At 70.7% G+C, this 21001-nt stretch carries 4 protein-coding genes; all 4 read left to right on the top strand.

The window, feature by feature from the left end:
- Positions 1-4: 4 nt before the first annotated feature.
- Genes JHE00_RS25940 through JHE00_RS25925 form a run of 4 tightly spaced genes read left to right on the top strand, consistent with a single transcriptional unit; the run spans position 5 to position 20969 of the window.
- Positions 5-3046 (top strand): hypothetical protein, encoded by a 3042-nt coding sequence (locus tag JHE00_RS25940; RefSeq protein ID WP_200322824.1) that lies wholly within the window; start codon positions 5-7, stop codon positions 3044-3046.
- Between the two features lie 8 nt (positions 3047-3054).
- Positions 3055-3450 carry a YbaB/EbfC family nucleoid-associated protein gene (locus JHE00_RS25935; RefSeq protein ID WP_200322822.1) on the top strand — a complete coding sequence of 132 codons (396 nt, stop codon included), beginning with the start codon at positions 3055-3057 and terminating at the stop codon, positions 3448-3450.
- Positions 3447-3758 carry a hypothetical protein gene (locus JHE00_RS25930; RefSeq protein WP_200322820.1) on the top strand — a complete coding sequence of 104 codons (312 nt, stop codon included), beginning with the start codon at positions 3447-3449 and terminating at the stop codon, positions 3756-3758. The genes JHE00_RS25935 and JHE00_RS25930 overlap by 4 nt, the downstream gene beginning before the upstream one ends.
- A gap of 9 nt (positions 3759-3767) precedes the next feature.
- Positions 3768-20969 (top strand): toxin glutamine deamidase domain-containing protein, encoded by a 17202-nt coding sequence (locus JHE00_RS25925; RefSeq protein ID WP_200322818.1) that lies wholly within the window; start codon positions 3768-3770, stop codon positions 20967-20969.
- Positions 20970-21001: the final 32 nt, after the last annotated feature.

Here is a 21001-nt window from a genome sequence, read left to right as displayed (position 1 = left end):
AGTCATGACGACACCCGAGGGGACCGGGCCGAGCGAACCGCCCGTGGTCGGCGAGGACACCTCGAACATCACGTTCGAGCAGGCCGTCTTCTCCACCACGGGGATGGGGCCCGACATCCACACCCCGGTGGAGAACGGCGCCGGAGAGCAGGGCTGGTTCAAGACCGACGGCGGGGCGGTCGCGGGGGACGACCAGTCGAGCGACACCCAGTCCGGCGGTGACGCGTACAGCTATCACGCGTGGGAGAAGTGGTACATCTCGGTCTACAAGGACCAGGCCAAGGTGGACGCCTGGACCAACGGCCTCGACGAGCTCAACGACGTCGTGGACCAGCTCAAGGACGGCAAGGCCGGGCTGATGGACGTGAGCAAGCTGTGGGACTCCAAGGCGGCGGTCGACCACTACGTGAACTGGCTCAACGCCAACCACGAGGTCCTGCAGGGCTGGTCGCAGAAGCTCAACAGTGACGACTCGGCGTTCAAGGGCAAGGCGGCCTACGCGATCCGGCAGCAGGTGCTGCAGTTCGCCAACACCCTCGAAGACCTCCGGATGCAGATCGTGGACGAACGCCAGACGTCCCAGGGCATCGCCGACATCGCGAACGCGCTCAGCCGCTTCGCGCAGGGCATGTCCGAGGCGTGGTACCAGTACTCGAACCAGCTCCGCACCCTCCTGCAGGACACGATGAGCGCCGTCATCGGCAACGTCCGGACCTACATCCGTGGCATGGGGCTGGTGCACGGCACGCCGAACTACGCGCTCGACATCCTGTCGAACAAGAACTCCAGGGATCTCGCGCTGTCCTACATCGAGGGCGTCGTGAAGAACTACTCGTCCTCGGCGAACACCGCGCCCGTGTTCACCGAGAAGACGTTGCTCGGTATCCCGATCGGCGCCGAGGTGACCGGCACGAACACCTTCACGCCGGCGCCGCTGCCGCCCGGCTTCCCCGAGCTCTCCGGGCCGCTGGACAGTCCGGGCACGTGGGGCACCATCAACAAGCACATCTCCGACCACCTGCTCGAGAAGCTGGAATCGCTCGACACGTCGGCCCGAGACCTCATGACCACGCTCGACACCGAGTACCAGCGATCGAAGGGACCGCTGGAGGACATCGTGCCGCCCACCATGTTGCCCCCGCCCGGTGGCGGGGACAACGGCCTCGGCGGTGACAACGGGTTCGGCGGCGACAACGGACTCAGCGAGGACGACATCCTCGATCTCTTCGGCGACGGCGACAACAACGGCGGCGGCGGTGACGACGGCGGCGGTGGCGGCCTCGACGAGGACGACATCCGCGACCTGTTCGGCGGCGGGGACGACAACGCCGGGGGCGGCGACAACCCGTTCGGCGGTGGCGGGGACAACCCGTTCGGGGACGGCGGCGACAACTCCTTTGGCGGTGGGGACAATCCCTTCGGTAGTGGGGGCGATAACTCGTTCGGCGGTGGGGACAATCCCTTCGGTAGTGGGGGCGACAACTCCTTTGGCGGCGGGGACAACCCGTTCGGTAGTGGGGGCGACAACTCCTTTGGCGGCGGGGACAACCCGTTCGGCAGCGGGGGCGACAACTCCTTTGGCGGCGGCGACAATCCCTTCGGCTCCGGCGGAGACAACTCGTTCGGCGGTGGCGGGGACAACCCGTTCGGCAGCGGGGGCGACAACTCGTTCGGCGGCGGCGACAACCCGTTCGGCACCGGAGGGGACAACTCCTTCGGCAACGGCACCGTCCCGCCCGGTGGTTTCATGCCGCCGCCCGGTGGCTTCGGAGGCTCGAACGGCACGCCGAACAGCAACCGGTTCGGCAACCAGAACCCGCCCATCGGATCCGAGGGCAACGCCTTCAACGGCGACGGGTTCGGCAACAACTCACCGGATCTCCCGCAGCAGCAGGGCAACGAGCAGAGCCTGCAGGACCTCATCCCCAACCTGGGCGACAGCAACCAGATCCCGCCGGGCGGCAGTGACCAGAACCTGCCCGGCAACCAGGACCTGCAGGAGATGTTCGCGCAGGGGCAGGGCGAGGGCAACCAGCTGCCCGGTGGCAACGACCCGAACCTGCCGGGCAACCAGAACCTGCAGGACCTGTTCTCCAACCTCGGCGACAGCAACCAGACCCCGCCGGGCGGCAGCGACCAGAACCTGCCCGGCAACCAGAACCTCGAGGACCTGCTCTCGCAGGGCCAGGGGGACAGCAACCAGCTGCCCGGCGGCAACGACGAGAACTTGCGGGACTGGTGGTCGGACCTCACCGGCGACGACAACTCCTTCGGCGGCGGCAACGACCAGAACTCGCCCGGCGACCAGAACCTCGAGGACCTGTTCTCGGAGCTGCCGGGGGACAACAACCAGAACCTTCCCGGCGACAACAACCAGAACCAGCCGGGAGACAACTTTCCCGTCGATAACCCGAACCTGCCGGATGTCCCCGAGTTCGGTAGCGGCGACTCCAACGTCGGAGGCGGCGGAGGCCAGGACACTCCGAACTTCGAGGGCCTACCCGGCAGCGGGGACTCGAACTTCGCGGGCGGCGCGGGAAACCCGGACTTCTCCGGCGGTTCCGGTTCGGACTTCCCCAGCGGAAACCAGGGCGAGTCCAACGGCGGCAACGGCTTCGGCGACGGCCCCGGCGGCAACTCGGGAGGCAACGCCGGCGGAAACTTCGGTGGCGAGGGCTGGTCGGACTGGTCCGGGCAGGACCAGGACGGTAACGGGAACAACTCGGCGTTCAACCCCGGCGAACAGAACGGCCGAGGCGGCATGCCGATGATGCCGCCGATGATGCCTCCGGGAGGCGGCGGTCAGGGCGACAGCAAGGAACGCGAGCGCCAGACCTGGCTCTCGGAGGACGACAAGATCTGGGGCACCGACAGCATGGCGGGCAACGGCATCGTCGGACTGCCCAGCGACGTCGCCAACGAGACCGACGAGCCGCTCGCGCCGACCCACGTGCACGTCGGCACGAGTTCCCACCGCGGCAAGCCCGTCGACCAGAAGCCGGCGAAGGAGACCACCGAGACCACCGAGCAGACCGCGAACGGTTAGGAGCCGCGATGTTCTCGCCCCTGCACAACCAGCTCGACGAGGCGATGCGCGAGATGCGCGCCAAACAGGAGGAGCTCGCCGGAGCGTTCGGCAAGCTCCAGGACGTCACGGCCACGGCGACGTCGAAGGACCGGGCCATCCAGGCCACCGTCGACAGCCAGGGCAAGCTCACGGAGCTGACGCTCAACGGCAAGCGGTGGCGCGACATGGCTCCCAAGGAGCTCGCCGCGAAGATCGTCGAGGTGGTCACCGATGCCCAGGACGAGGCGGCCGCCGCGACGAGCTCGGCGATGGCGGGGCTCATCCCGGAGGGACTCGACCTGGAGAAGCTGCGGGAGTCGGGCCCCGATCTGGACGCGATGTTCGACGAGGCACTCAAGGACGCGAGGAAGGGACGACAATGAGCGATCGTCTGTATGTCGACATCAACGCTCTGAACCAGGGCGGGCTGAACCTGGACCACTGGTCGGATCTGGCGAACAACATCACCAGGCGGGTCCGCACGGCGACCGAGCAGTACGGGGACGCGGGCGGGACCGGCGAGATGGGCCAGCAGTTCGACGAGAACTACAAGCCGGGTGAGGGCAAGGCCCTCGAGTTCCTGACGCTGCTGGAGGACGGCGTCGGCGGTCTCGCGGAGAGCACGTTGCTGGTGGCGAAGAACTTCGACCAGACCAACGACGACGCCGACAGCGCGACCCCGCACGAGTAGGTATTCGTCATGGCCATGATGGTCAGCCCGGAAGTGGCGAAGCTGTTCCAGGTGCTCACCGGCGAGGAGTGGCCGGACGCCAACGAGGACAAGCTTCGCGCTCTGGCCGCTGAATGGCAGGGCTCCGCGGAGGACCTGGCCACCTTGGCCGAGGGCCTCCGCGGCGCTGTCGACTCCATCAGGTCGAACTTCGAAGGGGAAGCGGCCCGCGCCTTCATCCAGCGGGTGAGCCCGTTCATCGAGGGCGACCGGCTCATCTACGCGGCCGCGGAACTGTTCAACGGGCTGGGCGAATACCTGGAAGACCTGGCCCTCGATGTCGAGTACATGAAGCTCGTCATCATCAACTCGCTGATCGCGCTGCTGGCGGAGATCGCGCTGGCGATCAAGCTCGCGCCGTTCACCGGCGGCGCGTCGATGGCGTGGCTGGCCGCCCGCATCCCCATCGTGCGGTTCTTCATCAACACGGTGCTGGGCAAGGTTCTCGCCGAGGTCATCAAGCTCGCGACCTTCAGCATCGCCTTCCAGTTGCTCGTCGACGTCGCCGCGCAGGTGACCCAGTACGGCATGGGAACGCGCGACGAGTGGAACACCGACCACACGAAGAACGCGGCCGCGGTAGGCGCGATGGGCGCCGCGCTGGCCCCGCTGGCGGGCGGACTGGGCGCGATCGTCGGCGCCGGGCTCAACAAGATGCTCAACACGGCGTTCGCCAAGCGCTTCGGCGACGACTGGGCCAAGGGCGCGCTGGACAACATCACCGACATCGGCACCGAGTCGTTCCACGAGGTCTTCACCGAGGCGCTCTACAAGTACGCCACCGAGGGCGAGTTCGAGCTGAACCCCTACGCGGCGACCGCGGGCGCGTTCTCCGGGCTGGCCGGAGTCGGTGGCGGCGCGCTCGGTGACCTGCTGGACAAGTACCTCGGCGGCGACGGCCCCGGTGGTTCCGGCTCGCGCGGCCAGGACGGCTCCAGCGGGAACTCCGCGCCCGAGCAGGTGGGCTCCGGCGGCGAGGTGATCGGCGACGGTCCCGGCGGTTCGTCGGGCGACAACGTCGGCGGCAACAACGGTGCCGGAGGTGGAGCGGGTAACGGCCCCGGTGGCAACGGCTCGGGTGACAACGGTGGCGGCGACAACGCCTTCGGGAACAACGGCAGCGGTGACAACGGATCTGGAAACGGCTCCGGACACAACGGGTCCGGGAACGGTGCCGCGAACAACGGGCCGGGTGGCAACGGATCCGGTGAGAACGTGTTCGCTGGCAACGGGCCTGGCAACAACGGGCCAGGCAACACCGGCTTCGGCAACAACGGCTCGGGCAGCAACGGGCCTGGCAACAACGGTGCTGGCAACAACGGTGCTGGGAACAATGGTGCCGGGAACAATGGTGCTGGGAACAACGGTTCCGGCGAGAACGTCGTCGGTGGCTCCGGGCCCGGCAACATCGGTGCTGGGAACAACGGCCCGGGGGACAACGTCGTCGGCGGCAGCAACGGGTCCGGCAACAACGTCGGCGGCAACGTCGGCAACAACGGACCCGGCAACAATGTCTTGGGCGGCAACGGACCCGGCAGCAATGTCTTCGGCACCAACAACTCCGGCGAGAACGTCGTCGCCAACAATGGTTCCGGTGGCACCGGACCTCGGAGCGACGCGTTCGGCAACGGTCCGGGCAACACCGGCACCGTGCCCGCCGATTCCGTCGGCGGCCACACCGACGTCCGGCCGGGGCCAGACCCGGCACAGGGCGGCGGTCCCCACGGCGCCATCGGCAACCCGACCGGCACCAACCCCACCACGCCGTCGACCGTGCCGCCGGTCGTCACCCCGAACAACCCGGAGCCGGTGACCTCACCCCCCGTGGGCGGCCAGATCCAGTCGCCCGGCGGAGTGACGGCTCCGCCGACGGGACAGGACGGCGTCGTCTCGCCGGGCGCGAACGATCAGCAGGGCCCGCCCGCGTCGCTGCCCGGCGACCAGGACCCGGCGCCGCTGCCGGGAGGCAACACCACCCAGCCCTCTCCCCAGGTGGATTCGAACGGTTCGGGCGTGCAGGACCCGCCGGTGCCCGGCGGCCAGAGCCCGGCGCCGGTTCCGGATACCGGCAACACTGTCCAGCCGCCGCCGACGGGCGGGCAGCAGCCGGTGCCGAGTGTGCAGGACCCGCCGTCGCCGGTTCCCGGTGACCAGAGCCCGGCGCCGTTGCCCGAAGGCGACACCACCCAGCCGCCGCCGGTCCCGGACGGGGGCACCGTCCAGACACCGGTGGCTTCGGATGGTTCGGGTGTGCAGAGTCCACCGCCGGTTCCCGGTGGCCAGAATCCCGCGCCGGTACCGGAGGGTGGCACCGTCCAAGCGCCTGTGGACTCGAACGGTTCGGGCGTGCAGGACCCGCCCTCGCCGGTTCCCGGCAACCAGAGCCCTGCCCCGCTTCCCGGCTCGGACACACCCGGCCAGCAGCCGCCGGCCGGCGACTCCGGCAACACCGACGCGACGACCCCGGACGGGCGCCAGGACCCGCCCGCCCCTGGCCGAGGCGACCAGCAGGCACCGCCGGCGGGCGGCCAGGACAACCCGAACGCCGCGCCCTCGGGCCGCGAGGGCGACCAGACCCCGAACCCCGCATCGGGGCAGCAGGACCCGAACACCCCGTCGTCGACGCCCGACCCGGAGTCGCAGACCTCCTCGGTCACCGCCCCGCCACCCCAGGGCGACAGCTCCCGGCAGGCGCCCCCGCCGCAGAGCGAGTCCACGGCCGACCAGACCACGAACAACCAGCAGGGCGACCAGACCGCGCCGCCCGTGGCCCCGCCTGTCACCGGCCCGACCGGCAATAGCAGCCAGTCCGCACCGAACCCGGTCGCACCGCCCACGACACAGTCCCCGAGCACACCGGCCACGAACACGCCGACGAGCAACACCACCACCTCGCCGAACACCACGACGACGCCGTCGACCCGCCCGCCGGGCACCACTGGGGGCAAGAACCGCAAGCCGGCACCGGGCTCCGAGAACGCCGACAGCAATCCGCAGACGACGTCCACCACCGACGTGCCCACCATGACGGAGCCCTCGACGCCCTCCCCGGAGTCGGCGCACGCCGTCGTCGGCGATCCCACCGGACCCGGCGGGCCGACGACCACACACGCCGACAACCAGGGGCCGCCGAAGCCCGTGGTGCCCGAGGCGAACGTCCACACCGATTCGGTGGGCGCGCCTTTCGAAACCGGCCAGTCGTCCACCCCGGCCCCGCCCGCGCCGTCGACCAACACGCCGCCCGCCAACACCCCGAACCCGGGATCGGGCAAGCGCTCCCGCGACACGTTCGAGTCGGACGGTGGGCCCTCGACCCACTTCGACCCGCCGGGCGCGCGCGAACGGCCCGAGACCCTGAACCCGGGCTCGGACCAGGACAACGCGGCCCTGCGCGAGGTGGTGCCGCCCGGTCGGTCGCACGTCGATCCGATCCTCTGGTTCGACAAGGTGCGCGGTGCGCGGCCCGACCAGAACTTCGCCGACTGCCTCGCCTGCAGCGTCGCCGGGTTCATGACCTGGAACGGCATGCCCGAGGTGGCGGGCAGCCTGCCCGGTGGTCCGCCCCGGGGCGCGACGACGTGGGCCGCGGAGCGGCTCAACAGCCCGTGGGAGCAGACCGGCTGGGGCACCGACTCGTTCACCGAGGTGGGCGACCGGGTCCGGAAGGGCGGGCACGGGTCGGCTGCGGTGGTCGTCGGCTTCCCGCCGCCGGACGTGCGCAGGCCGGGACACTCCTGGCTGGTCGTGAACCACCTCGGTGACGTGCGGCTGCTGGATCTGCAGCAGCAGACCAACGAGCGGTTCTCGGACGCCGCGCTGCCGGACTTCGGCAGGGTGGACGCCATCGTCGACCTCGCCAACGACCGCGATCCGTCGATGGACACGATGTTCCGCGACGTCATCGACCTGAACCAGGTGGACCTCGACCCGAACCCGGGCACGAGCATGACCATGGCGCAGGAGTACTACCAGGACCTGGCGACGTCGACGTTCGACCACCCGACCGACGGGCAACTCCCGATCCCGAGCCGGCACCCGGAGGACGGCTGCTACATCCGGGCCCACCTGTGGTCCGAGATGCTCAAGGACTGGGGTGCCGACGTCCGGAAGGTGTACGTCGGGAGCGGTGCGGGCTTGCAGACCCAGTCGAACTTCGCCTACGGCGCCACCAACAACGTGCCCCAGCCGATCAACTGGACTTACCACGTGGCGCCGCTGATCAGCGTCGACCCGCAGAACGGTAACGGTCCGGACTGGGTCGTGCTGGACCCGGCGATGAACCACGGTGTGCTGCCGTTGCGCGACTGGCTGACGCTCGCCGGAGCCGAGGGCGGGTACTCCGAGCAGGACCTCACGCAGGCGCGGCCGCACCCCGACAGCTACGAGGGCCCGCTGGGCCCCGACGAGACCCGGGTGATGGTCACCGAGGATCACTCGGTGTTCCCGCCGTGGGTGTGGTCCTCGCTGGGCTTCCCCGGTTCACTGGCCGCGGCCGACAACCTCATGCTGGAGTACCAGAACCTGTTGCGGGACTACAGCAACGAGGCCACCGTGCGTCAGGAGTTCCGGGACTGGCACGACTCGCTGCCGCCGATCGCGCAGGGCAACTTCGACGTCCTGAACACCCAGCTCGATCCGTCGGGCCGGCGGGAGTTCCACGACTGGTTCCGCAGCCTCACCCCGGACGAGCGGGGCGGGTTCACCAACACCCTCAACAACCCGCACTCCACGGTGGACAGTCTGGTGCCGTCGTGGGACAACCGGGCCGAAGCGGCACATCGACTGGTCAACAACCTGGACCCCGGAAGCCTCGGCGCGGCCCGCGACTGGGCCGAGACCAACGTGCGCAACAACCACGACACCAACTCCGACCCGGTCCTGCTCGACCGGATCACCGACGTCATCGCCCACCGGTTCCACACCGAGGGCCAGTTCGCCGCGATCGCGGAGTCCGTGAGCCTGGGCTTCGAGCACGGCACCCTCCGGCCCGTCGACCTCGACGGACCGGACCTGGGCGGCGCGGCGAACCCGTCCGGCGGGGCGGACAACCCGGGCGACGTCGCCATGACAGGCAACGACGGTCCCGCGGCGAATCCCCAGCAGGTCAACTGGCTCGACACCGTGCCGGACGCGGCGCTGCAGGAACCCGGCGGCCAGTTCGACATCAACGAGTTCCTCAACTTCGACGCCCAGCAGAACGGCGACAACACCTTCCACACCGACTCCGTGGGCGCGCCGCTACCGCCGTCGAACCAGGGCGAGTCCAGCAGCCAGCACGATCCGACCTCCGGCGAGCGCACCGGCCCCGAGACAACCCAGCAGAACACCAACGGCACCAACAACGGCACCAACAACGGAAACACCGGCACCAACGACCAGAACAACCAGCACAACGACACCGTGCGCGGGGCCGAGCGGACCGTCGCCGACGTCACGACGGCGCGCGACAACATCGAGGCCGCCTACGGCAGGGCCTGGAACTCCCACCAGAACGCGCATCAGCACCTGCTCTCGGTCGAACGCTCCGCCCGCGAGGCCGAGGGTGCGGTGATCGGCACCCAGGAGGCGCAGGACCGCGCGAACCAGCGGGTGCAGCAGGCCCAGAACCGGTTCGACGAGCTCACCGCACAGGACACCCAGCGGACGCGGGCACGCGACGACTTCGCCACAGCCAACCCCGACCTCGAGGTGCGGATCATCCGCACCCAGGAGGCCGCCGAGGACGCGCGAGCCGATCTCGCCGCGGTCAACGGCAACCCGGACCGGCTCGACGCCGAGGTCCGGCGACTGGCCGACGAGGTGCGGCACCTGACGGCACTGCAGAATCAGCTCGACGCCCTCACGACACAGCAGGCGGCGGCCCAGTCGGCGGCCAGGGCGGCAGGGCAGGCCCTCGACCAGGTGCGGGCCGAGGCCGCCGTGATCCAGCAGTCCACCGACGCCGCCGTCACCGCGAACAACAACGCCGCGCGGGCGCTCGACGACGCCCGCACCGCGGTCGAGACGGCGGCGCGGGAGCTCGCCGCCGCGCAGGACAACCGCCCCGCCGCGGCCACCCTCACCGGCGACGCCGGGAACTCGCTGACCGACATCCGCACCGCCGCCGACGACGTGACCACGACCCTGACCGGGCTCACCGGCCACGACAACCGGATCGACCAGGCCACCCAGGACGCCCAGCGTTTCACCGAACAGCGCGACCAGCACGGCGGCCGGCTCGGCGACATCGACACCCGGCTCGAGCAGATCGAGCGGCAGCTGGGCGACCTGCCACCCCGCGACGATGCGAACCCCGACCCACGGGTCGAGACCGATCGGCGGACACTGCACGACGAACAGACGAACCTGCGGACCGAGCGCGAGCACGTCTCCGGCAGCCGGGACGAGGCCGAGGCCAACCGGCAGCGCTCACAGACGACGGCCGACGACCTCGCCGCCGACACCGGGCCCCGCGACCGGCACGACGCCGCGCGGAACAACCTCCGCGACACCGTGGACCGCCTGAACCAGCAGCTGGGCGACATCCGCGCGCTCGAGACCGACTCCAACACCCACCGCGACGCCGCCGACACCGCCGAGAAGGACGGCCAGAAGGCCAAGGACACGGCGAAGGACGCAGCCACGCAGGGACAGACCGAACGTGGCCTCACCGTGCTCTCCGGCCTGCCACCGCACTCGCGGATCAACATCGAGACGATCACCTCGCTCGACGGGCTGGCCGACGTGGTCGCCGAGCTGACCGGGCAGAACCGCGACTCCGTCAACACGCAGCTCGTCAATCTCGGCACCGACGGCCTGGCGGCGGCGCTCAACGAGGGCCGGATCCAGCTCACCGGGCCGGACGGCAACACGACCGACGTCGCCGTCCAGGCCGACCTGCACCGGCCCCACGACACCAGGACCGCGCCCCAGCACCAGCAGCCGTCCTCGGTCAAGAAGGACGTCGCCGAGGAGACCTCGACGCCGTTGGGCGAGTCGACCTCGTCGAGCATCCCGGTGCGCATCCCGCTGATGTTCGTCTCGCCGTTCGACGCGGTGGGCGGGGCGATCCGGCCGATGGTCTACGCGGGCGCGCAGCTCAAGCGGTCGCAGAAGTTCGACTCGACCACCGGATCGAGCACCAGCACCGGCACCGAGCAGAGCCTCTACGTCCCCACCACGATGTCCATCACCGCCACGGTGCCCGGTGCGACGCCCGGCGTGGCGAAGGTCGACGCCGGGCTGCGGCTGCCCGACATCACCCCCGGCACCGCACCCGCGGGCCCCGTGCCGAGGACCGCGTTCGGCGGCGAGCTCACGCCCGCCCGGGTGCCCGTGCCGATCGCGTTCGTCGACCAGCTCGGAACGTCGGAGAACGCGTCGAAGCAGCTGACCGAGCAACTGCTGGCCCCGGCCGGCAACCCGCCGCCCGCCACCGTCACGGTCGGCGGCACCGACGTCACCATCACGCCGACGGGCAACCCCTCGATCACCTACGTCGGCACCACCTCCGTGGATCACACGACGGCCGCGAGCCACGGCACCAGCTCGTCGGTCACCCGCGGCAGCGACGCGATCTTCGGCGCCGGGCTCTACGGCGGGCTCAAGGGCTGGTTCGCCGGGCTGTTCACCGACTTCTCCACCGGCGCCACCGACGGCACCAACCCGGCGAACGAGAAGTCGACCAGCCGCACCGGCAACGACACCGAACTGGTCTACACACTCGATCGCGACATGCGGGTCGGCGACGGCGACAACGCCGTGCACGGCACCGTGTCCAGCAGTGTGCAGGTGCCGGTGTCCCTGGCCCGCTCGCTCGGCCTGCCTGTCCCGCCGCACCTCGACGGCTCCCGGCCCACCACCGACCACGGTCAGCCGTACGTCTTCGGCAGGGACAACATCAGCGAGGTCAAGTCCGACGCGATCATCGACTTCCTCTCGAACAAGCTCGTGAAGATCGAGAGCCCGCCGAACGGCAACACCACCGGCGACGGCCGCGAGCTGGACCCGGGTGGCCGCGAGGCCGTCCAGAACCGGTTCGGCTCGAAGGACGGTGCGCGCGACGCGATCTACAACGCGATGCACGGTGGCGAACAGCTCACGTGGCACCGCGACGGCCGCGTCCACACCGCCGTCGTCTACGCGAAGCCCGTGGCGCCGGAGACCACCTCACCGTCGGGCAAGACGGGCCTGAGCACCGAGGACAAGAACTCGGAGCAGTTCCGCCGCGCCTACGACGGCAAGCGCACCTTCCAGGGCGGGATCGGCGGCGCCTTCCGGCCGACCGGGACCGACGTCCCGAACCCGGACGCGCCCAAGACCACCCCTGAGGCGGGCAACCCGAACCCGTACCAGGGCAGTGCCACGACCTCGTCCGGCGCACCGAGGGCCGGGCTCACGTTCGGCTGGGACTTCGGCACCTCCAACAAGTCCGGCTACACCGGCAAGGACGGCAGAGCCGGCAAGTACGACGGCGACATCAGGGACTACGACGGCGCGCTCGACTTCGTGGTGGTGCAGAGCTCCCGCAAGACCCCGGGCTGGGGCCGTCAGTTCTTCCTCGGCGGCCGGATGCTCTTCGGCGGCGACGCCGCCAGCCGGATCACCCAGCCGAGCAGGCCCGAGATCAACCAGGCCTTCACCGACGGGACGGCCTCCCGCCACGTCCACACCGGCAGGGTCGACGACGCGATCACCGTGTCCACGCCCGCCGACAAACTGGAGTGGTCGACCACACCCGTGCCACCGAGCGGGATGCGCCCCGGAATCTACCTCGGTGCGCCGCCCGAGCTGGCGCCGGACACTCAGGTGAACCGGGACCGGACCGGAGAGTTCGTCACCCTGGAACACCTCCGGATCACTCCGGACGCCACCGAGGCCGCCAAGATCGCACTGTCCAAGCGCCTCACGCCGATCGACGGGCCCGGCGACGTGACTCGCACCCCGCCCGCGTACAGCGGCAACTGGTCCTCGCCGGGACAACGGGAGTTCGTCGACTCCAGGTCGGACGGCGACACGACGTACGTGTACAAGGAGTCCGCGCTGACCGCCCCCGGCAGCACGCCCGGCGACGCGGTGAGCGAGTTCATCGGGCAGGTCGGCAGCAGGGGCACGGCGACCCAGTCGTTCAGCGGGCAGCCGCACACGACGGGACAGATGTCCCAGCCGGGCAGGCTGACCGACTTCACCGGCGAGCTGAAGGGCTCGGCGACGTTCCACTCGCCGCGGGTGGTCTCGGTGCGGCCCAACGGAACGCTGCGGCGCAACCAGGCCGGCGACAGCGTGCTCGGGTCGACCAAGAGCAGTGGCTTCGGCGTCGACCTCGGCGTGAGCGGCAACGTGATGCCCCAGCGCGAGGGCAGGACCGGCGCGGCGCTGCGCGGCATCATCGGCGGCGGCTGGAAGAAGGGTCAGTCGCAGGCCAACGACTTGACTCCCGGCGGCAAACAGACCAGCGAGTACCAGGGCCCGACGGTGTTCGTCGCGACCGACGTCCGCTACACCTTCGAAGCGGACATGTTCCTGCGCAACATGTTCACGACCGGCACCTTCGACACGGTCCAGGTCACCGTCGACGTCCCGGACGGGGCGTTCGAGGAGATGCCGGTGGCCAACGCCGTCGACCTGTTCGAGAGCATGGGCCTGCCCGTTCCGCCGGAGCTGCGGGAGGCGGTGCCCGAGGCGAAGACCGACGTGCCCACCCCGTCGCACAGCCTGCTCGGTCAGGGCGACGGCTACAACTCGTTCAGCGACACGGCGGTGACGCGCTCCACCCTGAACGATCCCGGCCTGACGGCCGTCACCGACCGGCTCACCGAGCTCGGCGTCACCGACAAGAACTGGCAGCGGGAGATCCTCGATCAGGTCGGCAAGCACCTGAACACCCCGGCCGGCCACGTCTGGCTGCGCGACGTGCTGGCGGGCGACGACGGTCACGGCGGGCTCATCTCCGTGCCGAACTCCGGGCTCGCGCTCGAGGACGTCGTGGACATCCGCGTCACGGCGACCTCGAACCCCGACGCGGCGACCGGGCCCGGCGAGCGCTCGACGGTGCCCGACAAGCAGACCAACGCCGACTCGCTCAGCTCGTCGAAGCAGACGAAGAACTCCACCACCTGGGCGGGCGCCGCCGCGCTCGAGGCGGGCATGGTCTACCGGGAGACCCCCGCGGTGCCGCCGGGGCAGCCGGACAGCAGCGGCACGATCCAGCAGGCGCCGCCGGAGCCGGGTTCCACGTTCGCGTCGGTCACGCCGCAGGTCTTCGGCATCTCGACGTCCACGAAGACCGACGAGGTGGCGCCGGAGAGCTTCAGCGAGAAGGTGACCTCGCAGACCGACGTCAACAAGGTCGGCCGCAGCACGCACGGCGTCGACTACCACCTCGACATCTCGCGCAGGCGCGCACCGATGCCGGCCGTCAGCACGCCGTTCCTGGACGTGCCGATGCTCGTCGACCGCGACAAGACCAACGATGCACCGGTGACGCTGCCCGGCGTGGTCGACCTGGTGTCGCCCGGCACCGACACGTCCCCGCCGTTGACACAACCGGCGAACCCGCCGACGTTCGAGGTGATGGACACGGCACCGGGGCGGGGGCTGATGTTCGACAAGTCGGGCGGCTGGCGGATCGAGAAGATCGGCCTGAACACCGTCAACGCCATTCACGACTCGCTGTACGCGTTGCTGTCCAACAAGCAGCTCAGCGAGAACCCGGGCCCGGTGAGCGCGGACCGGATCCGTGCCGCGGCCGAGTCCACGTCCGGCTACACCCGGCCTGGCAGCAACTCCGAGACCCATGCCCACAACGCGACCAAGGGCACCTCGCTGCGTCAGGGCATGAACTCCATCTTCACCTCCGGCGACTACTCGATCAGCCGGATCCTCGGCAACCGGCACGTCACCTACGATTCGCTGTTCGACGCCGGAATCACCGGCGAGTTCCGCCCGGACAGCTTCCGGTTCGAGGCCGCGCTGCCCGAGGGCACGGAGCTGAACCTCAGCAAGGACTTCGAGTCCGGGACACCGACGGGCAAGTCGAAGGTCGTCAGCACCTCGTCCGGCCCGTCGCTACCGTGGTTCGCCGGGGACTCAGGCAAGGCCGCCGGACCCGCGCCGACCACCACCACGACGGGCCCGCCGGTAGCCGAGGGCATCACCATCGACGACACCGAGGCGTCGTCGGGCAAGAAGGGCGGCACCAGCGGCGTCACGTACGAGGGCCGCTCCTACCTCTACACGGCGGACGCCGACTTCTTCGTCAAGGTCAAGCGCTACGGGTCGAACTGGACGCAGCACCCGTTCTCGTCGATGGCCGACCTGTTCCGCGGCGGGCAGCACCACAATGTCATGAAGATCGGCTCGACCGACGACATGCAGGTCCGCGTGTGGGAGAACGAGGCACTGGACAAGGGACTGCTCACCCTCGGCGACGTGTTCCAGCACGCGGGCAAGGACGCGCCCGAGAACCACACGGTGGTGCGCAACGGCTCCGGCGCGACGATCCACGGCCCGGACCGGCAGGCACCCGACGCCCCCGCGCCGGACGTCAACCGGCCGAGGGGCCGCAACCTCCACGTCGGCAACGACGTGACGATCGAGACCCTGCGGACGTTCGTCGGCGGCCTGCCGACGGACATGCGGCCCTCGACCTACACCGTGGAGCCGGGTTCCGCGCTCACCCCGGACGGGATCACCGACGCGGTGCGGGGTCTCCCGGAGCCGCCGAAGCCCGACCCCGGACAGTCCACAACGAACGCGACGAACGGCACGACGAACTCGGGCGGCACGAACAACACGGGGGGCACGAACAACACCACGACAACGGAGTCGAACGGGCAGCGGAACGGCTCGGTGCCCCCGGCGACGGACACCCGCACCCCGGCCCCGCGGCCGAACCCGTCCGGATCGACCTCCGAGGGCACCTCCGGCAGGCAGGGGAACACGACCTCGCAACCCCAGCCGACTCCGCAGACGGGCACCACGCCGCGGACGGCGCCCGGCCAGAACACGAGCTCGCAGCAGACCCCACAGGCTCCACAGCAGAACCAGACCACGCAACACGACACTCGGACGGTGCCCGGCCACGAGTCGCAGGTCCGGTACCACCCACCGGCCGAGAGTTCCCGGGGCACGCAACAGGACCCGAGCACCCGGGCTCACGGCGCGCAGACCACCTCCGGTGAGCAGCCCGCCTCGCGTGTCCAGAACCCTCCCAGCGAGCCGACGATGAGCGGTGCGCTGCCTGCGGAGGACCCGTCGCCCGGCACGAACAACGGTCCCGAGACCGTGCGGCGCGTGGTCGATCCCGACCTGACGGGCGGGACGGGCCGGGCGGCTCCGGTCTCCACGCGGGGCACGCTCGAGGCGGGTCAGGCGTTGACCGCGCCGGAGGGCTCCGCGATCTCGCGGGGCAGTTTCCGCTCGGTCGCCGACGAGGAGGGCTACTTCTCGGCCCGCTACGGCAACACTCGCGGCATCGACGAGGGCTGGAACACCGACAACTGCCTGCCGGTCACCATCCAGGGCTCGTTCGCGGTCATGGAGAACGACACGTTCGTCGCCGGGCCGGGCGGCCCGACCCGGATCGGCGACGTCAACGACCTCGTGGGCACGGACTTCCGGGAGGCGGGCTACACCGAGATCCACGAGCACATGCGTACGCAGGATCCCGGCGCGCAAGGCATCGTCTTCGTCGGCGGAGCCGGTCAGGACGGGCACTACTTCCTGGTGCACACCGACGATCGCGGCGTCGTCAACTTCGTGGACGTGAAGAACGAGTCCATGGCCGACCTCGACACACCCCGGCCCGTCACCGGTTTCGCCCCGCTGCCGTGGACCGGAGCCACTGAGATGACGCCGGGGCCCGTGGTGGACCCGGGCCGCACCGGTGGCGTCGGCGACCTCCCCGCTCCCGGACGGCCGCTCGATCCCGAGCGTCTCAGCGCGGAGCAGCGGGACCAGCTGACGCGGCAGGGCGCCCGCGCGATCGTGGCGGACCCCAGGGCCAACCCCGTCGAGAACCTCCTCGACGCCGTCACCCGCAGCCTCGACGAGCACGCGCCGAAGGAGCACACGCGGCTCGCCGCCGCGGTGACCGCGGCCGCTGCGCGGCCCCGGGGCTACTTCGACCTCGCCAGTGTCGCCGAGGAGGCCGGGCTGACGGTGCACGTCCTCGACCACTTCGGCGCGTGGCACCCCTACGGGCCGTCCACCGGCCGTCCCGTGCACGTCGTCGACGCCACCGTGAACGGGGTGCCGCGGTTCGTCGCCACGGAGCAGGTGGTGGAGCTGGGCCGCGCGGGCGTGGTCTACCCGGGCTCGACGACGACGGCCGACAGCAGCGGCACCCAGCTCGAGCACCGCGGCGAGTTCGAGGTCGAGACGATCGCGGGCGAGCACTTCGTGCGCATGTACACGGCGGTCTACGACGCGGCCCAGCCGGGATCACAGCACAAGGACGTCCACCAGGACCGGCGCACCGGTGAGATCACGGTCTCCACCGGCAGCGGCAGCATCGGGTGGGTGTCCGGCGGGCGGCCGATGCGGGCGCTGCAGTGGATCGAGAAGTACCGCAACGACCAGGCCCGCAAGAACGAGGACCAGTACACGCCGCTGGTGCGCTCCTACCTCGTGCCGCTCGAGAAGTACGTGGCCGCCAGCGAGAACGCCCGCTCGGAACGCGTCGCGCGCGGCGACGTCACGATGAACGTCGACCAGGGCGGCGACGTCAACCAGTTCGGCCTGCGCGGCGACGACCTGGCGGAGCTGCAGCGGCACGCGGTCGACGGCTCGCTGGTCACCTACGCGCCGGACGGCGGCGAGCAGCGCGCCGGTGCGGACACGTCCGGCCGGGTCGAGGCGCTGTCGGACCTCTACGCGCGGCTCGGCGTGTCACCCGGCTTCCGCTCGACCGCGCTCGGCTACGACAACGACCCGTGGTTCAGCTGGAAACGCGACGACAAGGGCGACTACACGTTCGACGGCTTCCGCAACGACCCGCGGGCGTTGCGGGAGCTGGCGAACCGGCTGCGCGACGGCTACGCCCTGTGGGTGCGGCCCGACGTGGCCGCGGGCGCGAACCGCTCGGCGTTCCTGGAACCGGACGACGGGATTCCCGGCGACCGGGGCAATTCCGCCGACCGGCACGAGGGCGATCTGCGACCGCGGCTCAACGAGTTCGTCAACACCCTGGGGCCGCTCGCGAACACCGTCGACACGGTCACCAGCGCCATCCGCACCGGTGTCGGCACCGTGGCGGACGACGCGATGCCGTCGCCACTCCCGGCCGATGCGGGACAGGTGCTCACCGACCTGGGCGAGACGATGAAGCTGGAGACCCGGCGCAAGGAGCTCGACGCCATCGAGGCCGTCGTCCGCCGCATGAACGGGCCGGACTCGGGCGAGGGGAAACTGCCGCTCGGCACGACGAGGCTGTCGAAGCTGGGCGAGCTGATCGAGCACGGCAACAGCCACCACCGCAGCTTCGACGACACCGTGATCGAGCCGCTGGCGGAGCGGATGGCCGCCGACGCCGTCAGGGACGGCCGGTACGAGATCCTGGGCGAGGCGTCCCGGCAGCGGCTGCGCGAGCTCCTGGGCGAGCATCTGGAGAACCGGCTGCGGCAACACTTCCAGGAGCTGGTCGCCGAGGGCTCGGACCGGGCCGCGGCTCTGGAGTCGCTGCCTCCTGGCGGAAAGAAGGCCGGCTGGCTCAGCGGTGCGCGGCTCGAGCGGTTCGTCAACGACGTCAAGGCCGAGACACTTCGCGACCCGGAGTTCGGGCAGGTCGTGCGGGACGCCGGGTTGACGGTCGACTCCGCGGTGGTGCGGGAGATCATCGAGGGCCCGGTGATGGACGGCGTGCGCCGCGACACCATCGACCAGGTCCTCCGGCGCGACCTGATCGGCCTCAGCCCGGACGTGCTGGGCGGCCTTCTGCGCGACGCCCTCGGCGACGCGTTCACGGACTCCGTGCGCGACCGGATCAGCGGCGAGAGCCTCCTGAACGCCGTCGACGGCCCGGCACGGCAGGCCCTGGCTGACGAGGTCAGCACCGGGTCGTCGCGCACCGTGGCCCATGCCGTCGACACCGTCGACCTCCCGCGGGTCGAGCACGCCGACGTCGACGCCTTCATGCGCACGACCGTGCCCGAGTTCGCCACGATGGCCCAGATCGGCGCGACGATCGCCGCCGACGCGCTGCGCACCAAGGCCGACTTCGACACGCGGGACAGCGCACTCGGCCCGTTCCCCAACGACTTCGCCACGTGGCGGGACCAGTACGTCCCCGACTCGAGCTACACCCAGCGCAACGACCCCGCGGAGTTCCGTAGGCAGCGGGAGATCGGCGCGCGGCTGAGCCAGACCATCGAGGACGGGCTCGCCGCTCCCGCGCCGGACACGGCGAAGAAGATCCTCGACCAGCTCCTCGCCGGGGTCGACGAGACCGCGACCGGCTACCACGACGAGCTGCGGCGCAAGTTCGACGAGGTCGTCAAGGCCGAGGGCGGTTCGACCCGGTACCGGGCCGCGGACACCGGCCAGCCGATGACCTACCACGAGCACGCCCAGATGGTGCTGAACCAGTTCCTGTCGCTGACCGCGGGCGACGACGACGGTGCCCGGTTCGTCTCGCGGGAGGCACTGGCCAAGGCCATCCTCTTCCACGACATGGACAAGCTGAACTCGAAGAACCAGTACGGCGACGACCAGACCCGCCACGACAGGGAACCGGAGCACCGGGGCGCGGTCCGCTACCTCAACCGGTTCGAGGGGCTGTGGTCCAGCGAACGGGACTTCCGCCTCGCCAGGGCGATCGTCGACTCGGACCCGTTCGGCGGCTACCTGCGGGGCAAGCTGTCGGCTCAGCAGGCCCACGCGTTCATCACGGGGCTGGCCCACGACTCGGGCAGGCCGGACGGCGGGCGGACCACCGCGCACGACGTGCGCGGGTTCTTCGACGAGTTCCACCAGTACTACCAGGCCGACTACTCCTCCTACAGCGACCAGTCGGTGTTCGTGAACCCCAGGACCGGCGCCGAACAGCACGGCACGCCCTCGGGCATCGTCGAACTGGCCCGCGACGGCAGGAACACTCCGTTCCACAAGACGGCCGACGGCCGCCACTTCGAGTACTCCGACACGGCGGGCGAGGGCCGGACGAGCTACCGGCAGAAGATCGCCGAGCTGCGCGAGTTGTTCGACCGCGATGTCCGCGCCGAGGACGCGTCGCGGCCCGCGTCGCCCGTGCCCGGTCGCAGCGGCGCGTCGACACCGGTCCACGACGGTGCCTCGGCGGATCCGCTGCGGCGGTTGATCGACCCGGACCTGACCGGTGGAGCCGGGCGGGTCGCGCCGAGCGCCGGGCCCGTGCCGGACGCGCCCGCGGACCTGCTCGCCGCGGTGCCGCCGGGCACCCGCTTCGCCGACCCGGCGACCTTCGTCTCGCTGATCGACCCCGGCGGTGACCACCCCGGCCACGTCGAGCGCGCACTGGCGTTCCACGCGACTTTCCACGGCGAGGCGACCGCCGTGGGCACCGGACAGCCGGTGCCGGACCTGCGGTACGCGCCGGAGCTGTTCAGCCGTGGCGCGGACGGCGTGGCCGAGGTGCTCGACCGGGTCACCAACGCGGGCCACGGCGCGGCCGCGGTGCTGCTCGGCCAGGGCGCCGACGGCACCGAACACGCGTGGAACGTGGTGAACCACGACGGCGAGGTGTCCATCGTGGACACTGGGTCGGGCACCGTCGTGCCTGCCGACTCCCGGGCGCTCGCGTGGCTCGACCAGGTCTACGCGGTCCCCGTCGACGCCGACGGGCGCTTTCTCACCGACGGTGCGCCGCCGCCGGTGCTGCCCGCCGACGCCGACGCCTACACCGTCGCCGAGCACGAGCGGGCCGAACGGGCGTACCGCATCCGCGAGGCCGCCGCGGCGGGCGAGGACATCCCGGTGCCGGGCACCGGCGGGCGCCTCGTGCCCACGATCGACGGCCTGCGGCTGGTGGGCGCGGCCATCACCGTGGAGCTGGCCGCGGAGCTCGCCGTGTTGTCCGGCCGCAGGCTGATCGTGCTGGTGATCGGCCCGGACGCGGTGGAGGACGAGCGCGACGACGACCCGGTCGGCGAGCACCTCCTGCTCAGGGTTCCTCCCCGCGGACGCCCGGAGCCCGTCGAAGATCCTTCCGCCCGGTGAACCCTCCCGGGGCGCGTGGCCGTGTCCCCGGT

Source organism: Prauserella cavernicola (assembly GCF_016595675.1).
GTDB classification, from domain to species: Bacteria; Actinomycetota; Actinomycetes; order Mycobacteriales; family Pseudonocardiaceae; genus Prauserella_A; species Prauserella_A cavernicola.
The sequence above is the reverse complement of the archived record's forward strand: the minus strand, read 5'-3'. Positions and strand labels throughout refer to the sequence as shown.